Below are 14,974 nucleotides of genomic sequence, written 5' to 3' on the forward strand. Positions count from 1 at the left end.
TCGCTGTACTAGGGGTGCTGGCCCGCGGTGACGGGTTGACGGTGTCGAACGCTGTCGATGACCCGGTCGCCTTCGAAATAGACCGAAAATTCCCGATAGTCCCACCGGGTGATCGGAGGCCGGCCGACGGCTGGATGCTCTTCGTCCGCGAGGCCAAAGTGATCCAATACCCGGTTCTTTGAATCCCCACGGGCGGGCATCTCGATATTCGGTAGTCCTTGCTGGCCGACCGGTATTCGGACGACCTCGGCGTTGGCTGCAGTGCAGAGCAGAAGAGCGATCAAAGAGGGGAGGAAGCGCATGTTCAGGTTCCTTGCAGGGTTTCTCTAGCCAGGCGCCGTTGTGTCGCCTGTTTCTGCAGGATATGGCGCGCCAGGAGTTGTCGCTGTGCATCAGTCAGCGCTTCGAAAGACGTACCGATGGTGAAGCGTCCGTCACCCATTGCCTGGCAGCTGGCAATCCGCGCTCGCAGCAGCATGCCAAGCCCCTGCGGCATCAGCATGAACTTGAGTAGCCAGATCGAATCTTCTTGCAGCGGTTGATCATGGACGAAACTGATGCCGCCTTCTGAGAGGATTACCTCTCGTGTCGAGTCGATGTCGTTCAACAGCGTCTGAGCCAGCGCCTGGCCAACGAGATCGATACGCTTGTTCTGCACCTTGAGATAGCTCGCCAGGGTGCGGTTACGTTCGCTAATCTGGCGTATCAGATGCTGCGCCTCGAACTCCAGTTGATTGAGTTCGGCGAGCAGGTCGAACAATTTTTCGGACCCACCCTGAACGGCTGTCATAGCCCGGTCCGGAGGCAGGATTTCCAGTGCGATGACGTCCTCGATGCGATAGTATTCGCGTCGATCTTCAATGTCTTCGGTAGGCATGTCAGTCCCTGGGCTGCAGTGATGGCTTGATTGTATCAGCCTGCGTTGCCGCGTCATTCAGCTTGTTCCTCGTCAGCGAAAGCGAACCCGTCGATTTATGTTCAGACCGCTGTCCGTGTATATCGGGGCGCGTTACACACGCGCCAGACGTCGCAGCCTCTTCGTCTCCTTCATCTCATTCACGTCCATGATCGGATTGGCGCTTGGTGTGCTGGTGATGATCGTCGTTCTCTCGGTGATGAACGGCTTCGATCATGAAATGCGAACGCGCGTGCTGGGCATGGTCCCGCATGCCACGATCGAAAGCCCGGTGCCGATCGACGACTGGCGTACCTTGGGCGAACGATTGGCAGCGCATCCCCAGGTCGAAGCGGTGGCGCCTTTCATTCAGATGCAGGGGTTGTTGACCAACCAAGGCCAGGTCAGCAAGACCCTGATCAATGCGGTTGACCCGCAGCTTGAAGGGCAGGTTTCGATCATCGGGCAGTTCTTTCAGGAAGGCTCGCTCGAAGCGCTCGAACCCGGCGAGTTCGGCATCGTGCTGGGCGATAATGCCGCACGTAAGCTCGGCGTCGGCGTTGGCGACAAGGTGACGTTCGTCGCGCCGGAGGTTTCGGTCACGCCCGCTGGCGTGTTTCCCCGCATGAAGCGTTTCACTGTGCAAGGCATCTTCCATGTCGGCGCTGGCGAGATCGACGGCCACGTAGCGATGGCCAACATATCGGATCTGGCTCGGCTGCACCGCTGGCGGCCTGACCAGGTGCAGGGATTGCGTTTGCGCTTCGCCGATCTGTTCCAGGCGCCGCGAATCGCCTGGGAACTGGCGGGCGGTCTCGGCGAGGATTTCTACTCGCGTGATTGGACCCGAACGCACGGCAATCTCTACCAGGCGATTCGTATGGAGAAGGCCATGATCGGCCTGCTGCTGTTGCTGATTGTCGCCGTCGCTGCGTTCAACATCATTTCGACGCTGGTGATGGTCGTCACCGACAAGCGGGGCGATATCGCCATCCTGCGGACGCTGGGAGCGACGCCACGGCAGATCATGGCGATCTTTATGGTGCAGGGCACTGTGATTGGCGTCGTCGGCACGCTGGTAGGGGCGCTGCTTGGTATTTTCGCTGCGCTGAATGTCAGCGGGTGGATAGCGGCCCTGGAGCGCCTGATCGGCCATAAATTTCTCAACGCCGATGTCTATTTCATCGACTATCTACCGTCTCGGGTGATGACGGCGGATGTCGTCCAGGTCTGTGTCGCAGCTCTTGTCCTGAGTTTTCTCGCCACCCTGTACCCGGCCTGGCGCGCAGCGCGTACCCAACCGGCCGAGGCGCTACGTTATGAGTGAGCTGGTTATGAACGAGTGGTCACCGGAACAGGCGGTGCTCAGCTGCCGCAACCTCGGCAAACGCTACGAGCAAGGCCCCGAGTCGGTCAGTGTGCTGTCTGATCTGCAGCTCGAGCTCTACCCGGGCCAGCGAGTCGCCATTGTCGGTAGTTCTGGTTCCGGCAAGAGTACTTTGCTCAACCTCCTGGGTGGTCTCGACACGCCCAGCGAAGGAAGCGTCTGGCTGGCCGGTGAGGAGCTGTCCGCGTTGAGCGAGAAGGATCGCGGTCTGTTGCGCAACCGTGCGCTGGGATTCGTTTATCAGTTCCATCACCTGCTACCCGAGTTCACCGCGCTGGAAAACGTCTGCATGCCGTTGCTGATCGGCAAGGTGCCGATCCCCGAAGCGCGCCGCCGATCAAGCGAACTGCTCTCGCGCGTCGGCCTCGGGCATCGTCTCGCCCACAAACCCGCCGAGCTGTCCGGCGGCGAGCGCCAGCGTGTGGCCATTGCCCGGGCGCTGGCGAACCAGCCGGCCCTGGTCCTGCTGGATGAGCCCACCGGGAACCTCGATCACCATACGGCACAGGGCATACAGGACCTGATGCTCGAACTGAGCGTGTCGTTGCGTACCGCGTTTCTGGTCGTGACACACGATCCACAGCTCGCCGGGCAGATGGACAAGGTACTGCGCCTCGAAGATGGTCGCCTGGTGGAGGCGTGATGTTCAGACCCTTGAGCCTCTTCATTGGCAGCCGCTACACGCGCGCCAAACGTCGTAATCACTTCATTTCGTTCATCTCGTTGACATCCATGATCGGTCTGGCGCTTGGGGTGCTGGCGATGATCATGGTGCTTTCGGTGATGAACGGCTTTCAGCGTGAGATGAGCAACCGCATCCTCGGGATGGTGCCTCACGCCGTAGTTACAGGGGCAGGGCAGCCGCTGGACGACTGGCGGGCCATAGCCGAGCGACTCGATACCCATCCTCAGGTCTTGGGCGCGGCGCCGGTCACCCAGCTCGAAGGGATGTTGTCGTTCAAGGGCAACATGCAGCCCATCGAGATCAACGGGATCGATCCGCAGGCCGAAACGCAAGTCTCGATCTTAGGATCGAAGATGGTTGGAGGGCGTCTGGACGACCTTCGTCCCGGTGAGTCCGGCGTCATCATCGGCCTGATGACGGCGCGTCGGTTCGGTTTGAGGATTGGCGACAAGCTGACGCTCATCGTGCCGGAGCTTAGCGATGCGCCGGGTGGGATCACGCCGCGCATGCAGCGCTTAAACGTGGTCGGCGTGTTCAAGGTCGGTGCTGAACTGGACGGTAGTCTGGCCATGATCCATCGTGCCGATGCCGCGCGCATCCAGAAGTGGAATGCCGAGCAGGTCGAGGGCGTCCGGGTCCGGCTGGCCGATCTCTACCGAGCTCCAGAGGTGGCGGGTGAGCTGGTGGCGATGATGGGTGAGGGATATGGCGCGCGTGATTGGTCGCTGACTCAGGGCAGCTTGTTCAGCGCGATGAAGATGGAGAAAACCATGATCGGCCTGCTGTTATTGCTGATCGTTGCGGTGGCCGCGTTCAACATCATTGCGACGCTGATCATGGTGGTCGCTGACAAACGGGCTGATATCGCGATTCTACGGACGTTGGGCGCAACGCCACGCCAGGTCATGACCATTTTCATGGTACAGGGCAGCATCATCGGTCTGACCGGGACGCTCATCGGCACCGTGCTTGGCGTCATGGGGGCACTCAACGTCAGCGCGCTCGTCGGCTGGTTGGAGCGCGTCACCGGGCAGCACATCTTCAGCTCGGACGTCTACTTCATCAACACGCTGCCATCCGAATTGCGTCTTGAAGATGTCGTGCTGGTGACACTGGCGGCCTTGCTGCTGAGCTTCCTTGCGACGCTCTATCCCGCTTGGCGCGCGGCCCAGACACAGCCGGCCGAAGCCCTGCGCTACGAATAGGCCTAGCGGCGCGATCGCTGGCGCCTGCGCCAGTTTCGCGCCACCCACCAGCGCCAGTACGCCTGTGTCGCGACATAGCCAAATACGGCCACGCCGATCCCCACGACGAGCGAGCCGAGAAATAGCGGCTGCCAGTGGCTTTCCAGCATCTTGGTTACCCAGGCTAGGCTGAGCTCCATCGGCATGGGCGAGACGGGCGTGTCCATCAACCAGGCCCCCACCTTGTAGTTGCAATAGAAAACAGGCGGCATGGTCAGGGGGTTGGTCAGCCAAACCAGACCAACGGCGATGGGCAGGTTGGCCCTGGCCGGTACGGCGCACAGCGCGGCGACGAGCATTTGCATTGGCATCGGGATCATGGCCCAGAACAAACCGATCGCCATCGCGCGGGCCACCGAGTGTCGGTTGAGATGCAGCAGGTTGGGATCATGTATCAGCGTGCCGAGAAAGCGCAGGGATTTATTGGCCTTAATACGGTCCGGGTGCGGCATGTAGCGTTTGAAAAAACGACGCGGCATGAAGGTTCTCTGGCAGGCTGAGCGGGCGATTATGCCTGAAACGAGAAGCGTCGCTGGGCGCTGATTTTGTAACAGCTGCTACTGTCGACAGGCGACAGGAGGTCGCACGGTGAGCCTGGCGGGCTTACCTTGGAACGGAATCCGGGAGATCAGATGCGTTCAGCATTGCTGTCGCTTGCAGCGGGCCTGCTTTTGCTGCGTTTCCTACCTCAACTACCTCCGCTGTGGGGTGTTGCGTCACTGCTGCTCCTTGGTCTGGCGTTGCTGCGTACTCGCCTGTGGCTGGTGGCGTTTCTTGCGTTAGGTCTGGGCTGGGCGTGTTTGCAGGCGTATCGGTCGTTGGACGATCGTTTACCTCCCGGGCTCGACGGCCGAACGTTCTGGGTCGAGGGCACCGTGGTCGGGCTGCCCAGCACCCAGGGTGCCGTGGTGCGGTTCGAGTTGGAGCAGGTCACCTCCCGACATGCGGGGCTGCCGACGCGTATTCGGCTTGCCTGGTACGGCGGACCGTCGCTGCGATCGGGTGAACGATGGCGTATGGCAGCAACGCTCAAGCGTCCCCGTGGGCTGGTTAATCCGCATGCGTTCGATTACGAAGCCTGGCTGCTATCCCACCGGGTCGGTGCTACCGGGACGGTCAAGGCCGGCGAGTTGCGCGCTTCCCCGCCATATGCCAGCGGTTGGAGGGATTCCCTCAGGCAGCGTTTGCGGCAGGTGCCTGCGCAGGGTCGCTCCGGGGTGATCGCGGCGCTCGTCGTCGGTGATGACAGTGGGTTGTCCCAGACAGATTGGCAGGTGTTACAGGCCACAGGCACCGTCCACCTGATGGTCATCTCTGGCCAGCATGTCGGCATGCTCGCCGGGCTGCTCTACGGTTTCGTTGCCCTCCTGTCGCGGGTCGGGTTCTGGCCGGCTCGCTTGCCATGGCTACCTTGCGCTTGTTTGCTGGCCGGTTTCGGCGCCTTGGCCTACGGCTGGCTTGCCGGTTTCGACGTACCCGTGCAGCGTGCCTGCCTGATGGTGGTGCTGGTGCTGGCGTGGCGCTTGCGCTTTCGTCACCTGGGTGTCTGGTTGCCGCTTTTGATCGCGTTGAATGCGGTCTTGCTATACGACCCGCTGGTTGCCCTGCAGTCTGGGTTCTGGCTCTCCTTTCTGGCGGTGGCCTTCTTGGCGCTGGTGTTCCGCTGGCGCTTGGGCGTGCTGCCCTGGTGGCATACGCTCGGCCGCGCACAGTGGAGCATGTCTCTCGGTTTGCTGCCGATTCTCCTGGCTCTGGGCTTGCCGGTGAGCCTGACCGCTCCCTTGGCGAACCTGCTCGCCGTACCGTTGGTGAGCCTGTTGGTCGTGCCCCTCTCCCTGTTGGGTACGTTGCTGCTGGCGATTCCCTGGATAGGTGAAACGCTCCTTTGGATCGCTGGTGGCCTGATCTCACTGCTGTTCGAAGTGCTCGGGCTACTCGCGGCCTGGCAGCCGGCGTGGCTGGCGCCGGCCATGCCGCTCTGGGCATGGGCGATGGTCATGCTGGGTACGCTGATCGTTCTGCTCCCCGCCGGTGTACCGTCGCGGGCGTTGGGTTGGCTGCTGTTGGCACCGTTGCTTTTCCCGCCTGTTGAAAAGCCGGGCATCGGTGAGGCCGAAGTCTGGGTACTCGACGTAGGGCAGGGGCTCTCCGTGCTGGTTCGTACCGCCGAGCACGCGATGCTCTACGACGCCGGACCCCGCCATGGCGAATTCGACATCGGTGAGCGTGTCGTGCTCCCGTCGTTGCGCGGGTTGGGTGTCACGGGGCTCGACATAATGCTGTTGAGCCACGCCGACAGCGATCATGCCGGAGGGGCAGAAGCTATCCAGCGGGGGCTGGGACCGAGGCGGGTCATCAGCGGCGAACCTGGGCGACTCCCGGCCCCTCTCGGTGCCGAGCCGTGCCGCTCGGGTGAGCAATGGGAGTGGGATGAAGTACGCTTCAGCTTATGGCATTCGAATGCGAGCAAGGGCAATGCAGCGTCCTGCGTGCTGCTCATAGAGGCGAACGGGGAGCGCCTGTTGCTGACCGGTGATATCGATGCCGGCGCCGAACGGGCGCTGGTGGGCAGTACGATGCCGATCCAGGCTCGGTGGCTTTTGGTCGCGCACCATGGCAGCCGCAGCTCATCTTCGGCAGCCTTGCTCGACGCGGTCGGTGCCAGCGAGGCGCTCATTTCTCGCAGCTACCATAATGCGTTTGGCCATCCACATGCCGACGTTGTGGCGCGTCTGGCTCAAGCAGGTGCACGTATCCATGACACGGCGCTATCGGGTGCGTTGCGCTTGTCGCTTGGGCGTTTCGAGCCCGTCTCAACATCCCGCGACGAGCAGCGATTCTGGCGGGAAAAATGAGAACCCGCGCCGTCGGCGGCCTGCCGACCCTATGCTAGAGTGGCGCCACTTTTTAGTGGGGGATTCGTCTCGTGTGGGAGCTGGTCAAAGCAGGTGGCTGGATTATGCTGCCAATCATTCTTTGTTCCATCGCGGCTGCTGGCATCGTTGCCGAGCGCCTCTGGACTTTGCGGCCCAGCCGCGTCACCCCTCCGCATCTGCTCGGCCAGGTGTGGAAGTGGATAAAGGAAAAGAAGCTGAGCAACCAGAAGCTCAAGGAGCTGCGAGCCGATTCGCCCTTGGGTGAGATCCTTGCAGCCGGCCTGGCCAATTCGAAGCATGGCCGCGAAATCATGAAGGAATGCATCGAGGAAGCGGCGGCGCGCGTCATCCACAACCTCGAACGCTATCTGAATGCTCTTGGAACCATCGCCGGCATTGCGCCTCTGCTCGGGCTGTTGGGAACGGTGCTGGGCATGATCGAGATTTTCAGCGCCTTCATGGGCTCGGGGATGGCCAACGCTCCGCTGTTAGCTTCAGGTATCTCCAAAGCGCTGATCACGACGGCAGCAGGGCTGATGGTGGGCATTCCGGCGCTGTTCTTCCATCGCTTCCTCCTACGCCGGGTCGAGGAGTTGGTTGTCGGTATGGAGCAGGAGGCTATCAAGCTGGTCGAAGTCGTGCAGGGCGACCGTGACGTCGATCTGGGCGAGGGCAAAGCGTGAAATTTCGACGCAAGGTGCGGGATAACGTCGATATCGGGCTGGCACCGCTGATCGACGTGGTCTTCATTCTGCTGTTGTTCTTCGTGGTAACCACCACCTTTACTCGCGAAACGCAGTTGAAGGTTGACTTGCCCGAAGCGGCCAGCGGTACCCCACCGGATCAGGCGGAGAAGAAGCAGCTCGAAGTGGTGATCGACGTCGACGGTACGTTCTCGCTCAATGGCAAGGCCCTGATCAAGCACGATCTGGATACCCTGATGGCCGCACTGGCCAAGGAGTCTGCAGGCGACACCAGCTTGCCCATGATCATCAGTGCCGACGGGAAAAGCCCACACCAGGCTGTCATCACTGCCATGGATGCCGCCGGCAAGCTGGGCTTCGCCCATCTGCGTATCACCACCGTCGAGGCGCAGCCGGAGCCCTGATGTCGTTCGCTGATCGTCTCCAGCGCGCCTGGTACCAGGGCCATTCCGCCCTTTCGGTGTTAAGGCCGCTCGAGGCACTGTACCGCCACGTAGCCCGGCGACGCCGACAGCGCTTCCTGGACGGAGCCGCCCCTTCGTACAAGGCGCCAGTTCCGGTCATCGTCGTAGGCAATATCACGGTTGGCGGTACTGGCAAGACGCCGATGATCCTCTGGTTGATCGAGCACTGCCGAAGTCGTGGCTTGAGGGTTGGGGTCGTCAGCCGTGGCTATGGAGCCAAGCCACCTTCGCTGCCCTGGCGAGTGCAAGCCGAACAAACCGCCAGTGAAGCGGGCGATGAACCCTTGCTCATCGTCCAGCGCACGGGCGTTCCGCTGATGATCGATCCTGACCGGGCGAGAGCCGTGCAGTGCCTGTTGGCCGCCGAGCCGCTTGACCTGGTGCTGTCCGATGATGGACTTCAACATTATCAACTTGCCCGAGACCTTGAGCTGGTGTTGATCGACGCCGCGCGCGGGCTGGGTAATGGGCACTGCTTGCCAGCGGGGCCGTTGCGTGAGCCTGTTGAACGCCTCGAGGCGGTCGATGCCGTACTGTTGAACGGGGCGACCAGCGATTGCAAGGAGGGCTACGGCTTTGCCTTGCAGCCCTCGAGTCTGGTCGAACTAGCTTCCTTGCAGGCTTGGCCGCTGGATCATTTCCCGCCGGGGCAATCGCTCCATGCAGTGGCTGGTATCGGCAATCCGGAGCGTTTCTTCGCTACGCTCGAGGCGCTACACTGGCGGCCGATTCCGCATCCGTTCGCCGATCACGCCCGCTATAGCCTCGAGCAGCTGACATTCAGCCCTTCGCTGCCGTTGGTGATGACCGAGAAGGACGCGGTCAAATGCCGGGCATTCGCGCCTTCCGGCTGGTGCTATCTGCAGGTACAGGCCAAGCCTTCCCAAGCCTTTGTTGCCTGGTTTGACGCTCAGTTGGATCGGCTACTGCCCGATCACCCATAAGCCGCTCGCCTGCAACGCAGTCGGCTGCTTTCAAGGACTGCGCATGGACACCAAACTTCTCGATATTCTCGCTTGCCCGCTTTGCAAAGGCCCACTGAAGCTCGCTGATGACAAGTCTGAACTGATCTGCAAGGCCGATGGCCTGGCATTCCCGGTGCGTGAAGGGATTCCAGTGATGCTCGAGGGTGAGGCTCGTACGCTGGATGTCGATGAGCGCTTGGACAAATGAGTGCACCTTTTACTGTCGTCATTCCTGCTCGCTATGCATCGAGCCGCCTGCCAGGCAAGCCGCTGCTGGATATAGCTGGCAAGCCGATGATCCGCCGCGTTTGGGAGCAGGCCTGCCGCAGCGCCGCTGAGCGCGTTGTGATCGCCACTGATGACGAGCGCATTATGGCGGCGTGCAAGGAGTTCGGTGCCGATGCGGTTCTGACCAGCGCCGAGCACAACTCGGGGACCGATCGTTTGGCTGAAGTGGCGCGAGTGCTTGGGCTTGCGAGCGACGCAATCATCGTCAATGTGCAGGGCGACGAGCCGCTGATTCCGCCGGCCGTAATCAACCAGGTCGCAGAGAATCTGGCAGGTCATCCCGAGGCGGCTATTGCAACTCTCGCTGAGCCTATCGAAGACGCCGGTGCGTTGTTCAATCCGAACGTGGTCAAGGTGCTTGCCGACATCAACGGGCTTGCGCTTACTTTCAGTCGCGCGCCGCTGCCCTGGGCTCGTGACGAGTTCGCACAAGACCGTTCCATGCTTGCGGTGAACGTGCCGTATCGACGTCACATCGGTATCTATGCCTACCGTGCCGGATTTCTTCAGGACTTCGTCGGCTGGGGACCTTGCTGGCTGGAGAACACCGAATGCCTCGAACAGTTACGGGCGCTCTGGAATGGGGTCCGCATTCATGTCGACGATGCTGTCGAGGCGCCGCCAGCGGGCGTTGATACCCCCGAGGATCTCGAGCGCCTCCGGCAACTCCTGGGGGCGCAGGGGTGAGGGTACTGTTCGTTTGCATGGGGAACATTTGCCGTTCCCCTACTGCCGAAGCGGTCTTTCGTGCTCGGGTCGATGCGGCAGGTCTCGATGATCGTATCGTTATCGACTCGGCTGGTACGGGCGGCTGGCATGTTGGCAAAGCGCCAGATCCGCGTGCGTGCGAGGCAGCAGCGAGCCGTGGCTATGATCTTCGAAGCCTTCGCGCGAGGCAGGTGACGCGTGACGACTTTCATCGATTCGATTTGATTCTGGTAATGGATCACGACAATCTGGCCCTCTTGCAAGCAATACGTCCAAGCGACGCGACCGCAGAAGTCGATCTGCTACTTAGGCGCTACGGTGTCGATGAAGAAGTAGTCCCGGATCCCTATTACGGCGGGGCAGAGGGTTTTGATCATATGTTGGAATTGGTTGAGCAGGCTGCCGAAGGGCTGCTCGATGAAGCCAGGAGCCGCCTGTGAGCCTGTCGATCGAAACCGACCGTTCCTTGCAGCCCTTCAACACCTTCGGTATCGATGCGTCCGCGGCTCGCTACGCCGAGGCTAGGTCCGATGCGGATGTGCGTGACGCCATCGCTGAGGCGCGCGAACTCAGCCTGCCGTTGCGCGTCATTGGTGGTGGCAGCAACCTTGTCCTGACTGGCGACGTCGATGCGATGGTCCTGCGGATGGCGAGCCGGGGCATACGAATTCTGTCCGATGACGGTGATCAAGTTGTGGTTGAGGCTGAGGCGGGCGAACCCTGGCATCCTTTTGTAGGGCACTGCCTCGCGCTGGGCCTCGGGGGACTTGAGAACCTAAGCCTGATTCCAGGCACAGTCGGCGCGTCGCCGATCCAGAACGTCGGCGCCTACGGCGTGGAAATCAAGGATGTGTTTGCCGGATTGACCGCAATGGACAGGCAAACCTCCGAACTGCGCGATTTCGAACTGAGCGACTGCGAGTTCGATTACCGGGACAGCATTTTCAAGCGCGAACCTGATCGCTACATCATCCTGCGTGTCCGTTTCACGCTTAGACGAACACCAGTGCTCAGGCTGGACTATGGGCCGCTTCGTCTACGTTTGCAGCAGGAGGGCATCGAGACACCAACGCCCTCAGACGTCGGTCGCGCCGTGTGCGCGGTGCGTAGCGCAAAATTGCCCGATCCGGCGGTCCTCGGTAATGCCGGCAGTTTTTTCAAGAATCCGGTGGTCAGCCAGGCAGTTGCGGAAACGCTGCGTGAGCGCTTTCCTGATCTGGTCGCCTATCCGCAGCCGAACCGTCAGCTGAAGCTGGCGGCTGGTTGGCTAATCGAGAGGGCGGGCTGGAAAGGTTTTCGCGATGGCGCGGTCGGCGTTCATGAGCACCAGGCCCTAGTGTTGGTTAACTACGGCGGCGCAGAAGGGATGGAGGTTTTGCAGCTCGCTCGGCGGATACAGGCTGACATCTCCGAGCGTTTTGGCGTGCAACTCGAGATCGAACCGAACGTCCTCTGATGCAGAGCGGCGGTAGATCGCTATCGACATTTTCCATTTCCATGTGTCGCGAAAACAAAAAAGGGATGCCGCGAGGCATCCCTTTTTGCTTGCAAGGGCTTGATCAGTCCTGGTGCTTGCGCACGCTGTCCTGATCATCGGCCTCGGCGGGAGATTCGACCTGCTGGTCGTCGTCACCGGCCGGTGCCTTTGGCTCCTCTGGTGCTTGCTCCGCCGCTTCCCTCGCCGCTGGCGCTTCGATGATCTCGGCTACTCTGCCTTGTTCACTCAGCGTCGGCTCGGCTCCGGGTTCGTCCACCGTCAACGGCTGCTCGATTGCTTGCGCTTGTTGACGTTGTTCTGGCGTGAACGAGGTGGCCGGTGCCTGCTCTGGTGTCCCTGCCGACGGTTCCTGCGCATCGCCAGCTACGATTTCGGGACTCGCCAGCGGCTGTTCGGCGGCCAGCTTGGCTTCAGCGTCCGCTTTTGCCTTCGCTTCGGCAGCTTCTTTGGCAAGCCGCTCCTGCTCCAGGCGACGGCGGCGAACTTCGCGAGGATCGTTCGGTGCGCGGCCCGATGGCGTTGACACGGGCGTGGCCGGTTCAGCAGCGGGTGTCGGTTCGGCTGGCGCGTCACCTGCAGGCTCGCTGGACGCGGGCAGCGCGACAGGCTCGACGGTTACCGCCGGTGCAGGGGCGCGTACTTCCTGCTTGGTTTCGCTGATGTCGGTGGCCGCTGGCGCTTGGATCTCTTCGTCAGCGGATGGCGCTTCAACAGCCTGGGCAGCGGCTGGAGCCGGTTCGCTGGCGACAGGCGTCTGCTCTGGGGCGGGCTCAGCAGGCGTCTCGGTATCCGCAGTGTTCGCCGCCAAGGCCGCAGCGGTGGCGGCGATCGCAACCTGCTCCGACTTCACTGGCGCATGGCTTTCAGTGCCTTCAGCGACATTCGCAGCGGTGGCTTCACCTTCCTCTTCGATCTCGTTGCCGTTGGCATCACGTTGGCGGTCGCGGCGGTTGCTGCGACGGCGCTGACCACGGGAACGGCGACGCGGACGTTCGCTGCCCTCGGCATTGTCCTGATCGTCCTGGCTATTTTCGAGAGACTCTTCGTTCTGCTGCAGCCCGTCATCGGCTAACGCCTGCTCCACGCGAGGCTTGCGCTCTTCGCGTGGCGGGCGCGCCTTGCGCTCGATGGCTTCTTCAGCGACCGGAGCGGGGGTAGCCTGTGGCGCTTCATCCAGCGGGGCGCGGAGCTCGCGCTTACGCTCTTCGCGAGGCTGGCGATCTTCGCGTGGCGTGCGCTCGCGGCGAGCCTGCGGCTGAGGTGCGGTATCCGTGTTATCAGGCTGGGCTTCGCGCGGTTCACGTGGCTTGCGCTCTTCACGCGGTGGGCGTGGCTGGCGCTCTTCGCGTGCTGGGCGCTCTTCACGAGCTTGGCGTTCTTCGCGCGGGGCGCGCTCCTCGCGCGGCTTGCGCTCTTCGTCGCGATTGGCGCGCGAGTCCCGGCGGCGGTTCTGTTGGCGGCCGCTGCGGCGTTCATCATTGCGCTGCGAGCGATTACCGCCGTTGGCGGGCTTCTTCTCGGTTTCTGCCTGGGGCGTTTCCTGCTTGCCTGCGAACAGGCCAATCAGTGACTTGACCAAACCTTTGAACAGGCTGGGTTCTTGCGCGGCCGGAACGGCGACCGAGGCGGTCGGCACAGGTGTCGGAGTCGGGGCGGGCGCGGTACGCTGCGGCGCGGTCTTGACTGCGGCCTCCTGGCGAACAAGCGTGCGGGTGGCGCTGACTGGTTGGGCTTCTTCGGCTTCGCTCGGGCTCATCTCATAGCTGGCCTGGCCAGCGATGATGTCCGGGCTGTCGTCGCGTAGGCGCTGCACCTCGAAGTGCGGGGTTTCCAGATGATCGTCCGGCAGGATGAAGATGCGAGCACGGGTGCGCAGTTCTATCTTGGTAATCGCGTTGCGCTTTTCGTTGAGCAGGAACGCGGCGACCTGGAAGGGCACGCGGGCGCGGACTTCGGCGGTACGGTCTTTGAGGGCTTCTTCTTCGATCAGGCGAAGGATGGCGAGCGAGAGCGATTCGACGTCGCGAATGATGCCCTGGCCGTTGCAGCGTGGGCAGACAATGCCGCTTGTTTCGCCGAGAGATGGCCGCAGGCGTTGGCGGGACATCTCCAGCAGGCCGAAGCGCGAGATGCGACCGACCTGGATGCGTGCACGGTCGGCCTCGAGGGCTTCACGTACCTTTTCCTCGACAGCGCGCTGGTTCTTGGCTGGCGTCATGTCGATAAAGTCGATGACGATCAGGCCGCCAATGTCGCGCAGGCGCAGCTGGCGAGCGATTTCCTCGGCGGCTTCGAGGTTGGTATGCAGTGCCGTTTCTTCGATGTCGCCGCCTTTGGTGGCGCGCGCCGAGTTGATGTCGATAGACACCAGCGCTTCGGTCGGGTCGATTACGATAGAGCCGCCGGACGGAAGCTTCACTTCACGTTGAAAGGCGGTCTCGATCTGGCTTTCGATCTGGAAGCGGTTGAAGAGGGGAACGCTGTCTTCGTACAGCTTGATCTTGCTGGCGTACTGAGGCATGACCTGCTGAATGAAGGATAGTGCTTCATTCTGCGCTTCCACGCTGTCGATCAGCACTTCGCCGATGTCCTGGCGAAGGTAATCGCGAATGGCGCGGATGATGACGTTGGATTCCTGATAGATCAGGAAGGGCGCTGCGCGGTCCTGCGAGGCTTCCTTCACAGCGGCCCAGAGTTGCAGCAGATAATCCAGGTCCCACTGCAGCTCTTCGCTGGACCGGCCAAGGCCGGCTGTCCGTACGATCAGGCCCATGTCTGCCGGAATGTCCAGGCCATTGAGGGCTTCGCGAAGTTCGTTGCGCTCTTCACCCTCGATGCGGCGGGAAATGCCCCCGGCGCGAGGGTTGTTCGGCATCAGGACCAGGTAGCGACCGGCCAGACTGATGAAGGTAGTAAGGGCTGCACCCTTGTTTCCACGTTCTTCCTTCTCGACCTGGACGATAACTTCCTGGCCTTCGCTCAAAACATCCTTGATGTTGACCCGGCCTTCAGGCGCTTTCTTGAAGTATTCGCGGGAAATCTCTTTGAGCGGCAAAAAGCCGTGGCGGTCGGCGCCGAAATCAACGAAAGCGGCTTCGAGGCTCGGCTCGACGCGAGTGATCTTGCCCTTGTAGATATTCGCTTTCTTCTGTTCGCGTGCGCCAGATTCGATATCAAGATCGAACAGACGCTGGCCGTCGACCAGTGCGACACGCAACTCTTCGGGCTGAGTTGCGTTAATTAGCATTCTTTTCATGTTG

15 protein-coding genes are annotated in these 14,974 nt (G+C 61.7%); 11 read left to right on the top strand and 4 right to left on the bottom strand.

Going from position 1 to position 14,974, the window contains the following annotated elements; all coding sequences use genetic code 11:
* Positions 1–8: 8 nt before the first annotated feature.
* Complete coding sequence (locus tag M1D78_RS06895; protein WP_437419942.1) at positions 9–302, bottom strand: phosphodiesterase; 294 nt, start codon at positions 300–302, stop codon at positions 9–11.
* Between the two features lie 2 nt (positions 303–304).
* Complete coding sequence (locus M1D78_RS06900) at positions 305–877, bottom strand: PilZ domain-containing protein (protein ID WP_437419941.1); 573 nt, start codon at positions 875–877, stop codon at positions 305–307.
* 97 nt (positions 878–974) lie between these two features.
* On the opposite strand from M1D78_RS06900, the gene M1D78_RS06905 reads away from it, so the two are divergent.
* From M1D78_RS06905 to M1D78_RS06915, 3 genes are read left to right on the top strand one after another with little or no spacing between them, the layout of a single operon-like run.
* A complete protein-coding gene (locus M1D78_RS06905; RefSeq protein WP_437419940.1) occupies positions 975–2,222 on the top strand; it encodes a lipoprotein-releasing ABC transporter permease subunit in 1,248 nt (415 codons plus the stop codon).
* Positions 2,223–2,229: 7 nt separating this feature from the next.
* Entirely contained in the window at positions 2,230–2,925 is a 696-nt protein-coding gene (lolD, locus tag M1D78_RS06910) for a lipoprotein-releasing ABC transporter ATP-binding protein LolD (protein WP_437420378.1), read from the top strand.
* Positions 2,925–4,172, top strand: coding sequence for a lipoprotein-releasing ABC transporter permease subunit (locus M1D78_RS06915; protein ID WP_437419939.1), 1,248 nt, complete (start codon positions 2,925–2,927; stop codon positions 4,170–4,172). The genes lolD and M1D78_RS06915 overlap by 1 nt, the downstream gene beginning before the upstream one ends.
* Positions 4,173–4,174: 2 nt before the next feature.
* On the opposite strand, the gene M1D78_RS06920 is transcribed toward M1D78_RS06915, so the two are convergent.
* Positions 4,175–4,690, bottom strand: coding sequence for a DUF2062 domain-containing protein (locus M1D78_RS06920; RefSeq protein ID WP_437419938.1), 516 nt, complete (start codon positions 4,688–4,690; stop codon positions 4,175–4,177).
* A gap of 153 nt (positions 4,691–4,843) precedes the next feature.
* On the opposite strand from M1D78_RS06920, the gene M1D78_RS06925 reads away from it, so the two are divergent.
* From M1D78_RS06925 to murB, 8 genes are all read left to right on the top strand, one after another.
* Positions 4,844–7,066, top strand: a complete 2,223-nt coding sequence (locus M1D78_RS06925; RefSeq protein WP_437419937.1) for a DNA internalization-related competence protein ComEC/Rec2 — start codon at positions 4,844–4,846, stop codon at positions 7,064–7,066.
* Between the two features lie 71 nt (positions 7,067–7,137).
* Positions 7,138–7,770, top strand: a complete 633-nt coding sequence (locus tag M1D78_RS06930) for a MotA/TolQ/ExbB proton channel family protein (protein ID WP_437419936.1) — start codon at positions 7,138–7,140, stop codon at positions 7,768–7,770.
* On the top strand, positions 7,767–8,195 hold the full coding sequence (locus tag M1D78_RS06935) for an ExbD/TolR family protein (protein ID WP_437419935.1): 429 nt from the start codon (positions 7,767–7,769) through the stop codon (positions 8,193–8,195). Before M1D78_RS06930 ends, M1D78_RS06935 begins: the two co-directional genes overlap by 4 nt.
* The gene (lpxK, locus tag M1D78_RS06940) at positions 8,195–9,199 is read left to right on the top strand and encodes a tetraacyldisaccharide 4'-kinase (RefSeq protein ID WP_437419934.1); all 1,005 of its coding nucleotides are present in this window, start codon (positions 8,195–8,197) and stop codon (positions 9,197–9,199) included. Before M1D78_RS06935 ends, lpxK begins: the two co-directional genes overlap by 1 nt.
* Before the next feature lie 43 nt (positions 9,200–9,242).
* Positions 9,243–9,428 carry a Trm112 family protein gene (locus M1D78_RS06945; protein ID WP_437419933.1) on the top strand — a complete coding sequence of 62 codons (186 nt, stop codon included), beginning with the start codon at positions 9,243–9,245 and terminating at the stop codon, positions 9,426–9,428.
* Entirely contained in the window at positions 9,425–10,195 is a 771-nt protein-coding gene (gene kdsB / locus M1D78_RS06950; RefSeq protein WP_437419932.1) for a 3-deoxy-manno-octulosonate cytidylyltransferase, read from the top strand. Before M1D78_RS06945 ends, kdsB begins: the two co-directional genes overlap by 4 nt.
* Positions 10,192–10,656 (top strand): low molecular weight protein-tyrosine-phosphatase, encoded by a 465-nt coding sequence (locus M1D78_RS06955; RefSeq protein WP_437419931.1) that lies wholly within the window; start codon positions 10,192–10,194, stop codon positions 10,654–10,656. Before kdsB ends, M1D78_RS06955 begins: the two co-directional genes overlap by 4 nt.
* Entirely contained in the window at positions 10,653–11,672 is a 1,020-nt protein-coding gene (gene murB / locus M1D78_RS06960; protein ID WP_437419930.1) for a UDP-N-acetylmuramate dehydrogenase, read from the top strand. Before M1D78_RS06955 ends, murB begins: the two co-directional genes overlap by 4 nt.
* A gap of 103 nt (positions 11,673–11,775) precedes the next feature.
* On the opposite strand, the gene rne is transcribed toward murB, so the two are convergent.
* Positions 11,776–14,970, bottom strand: a complete 3,195-nt coding sequence (gene rne, locus M1D78_RS06965) for a ribonuclease E (protein ID WP_437419929.1) — start codon at positions 14,968–14,970, stop codon at positions 11,776–11,778.
* Between the last annotated feature and the right edge of the window lie 4 nt (positions 14,971–14,974).

Source organism: Pseudomonas sp. SA195, assembly GCF_054131565.1.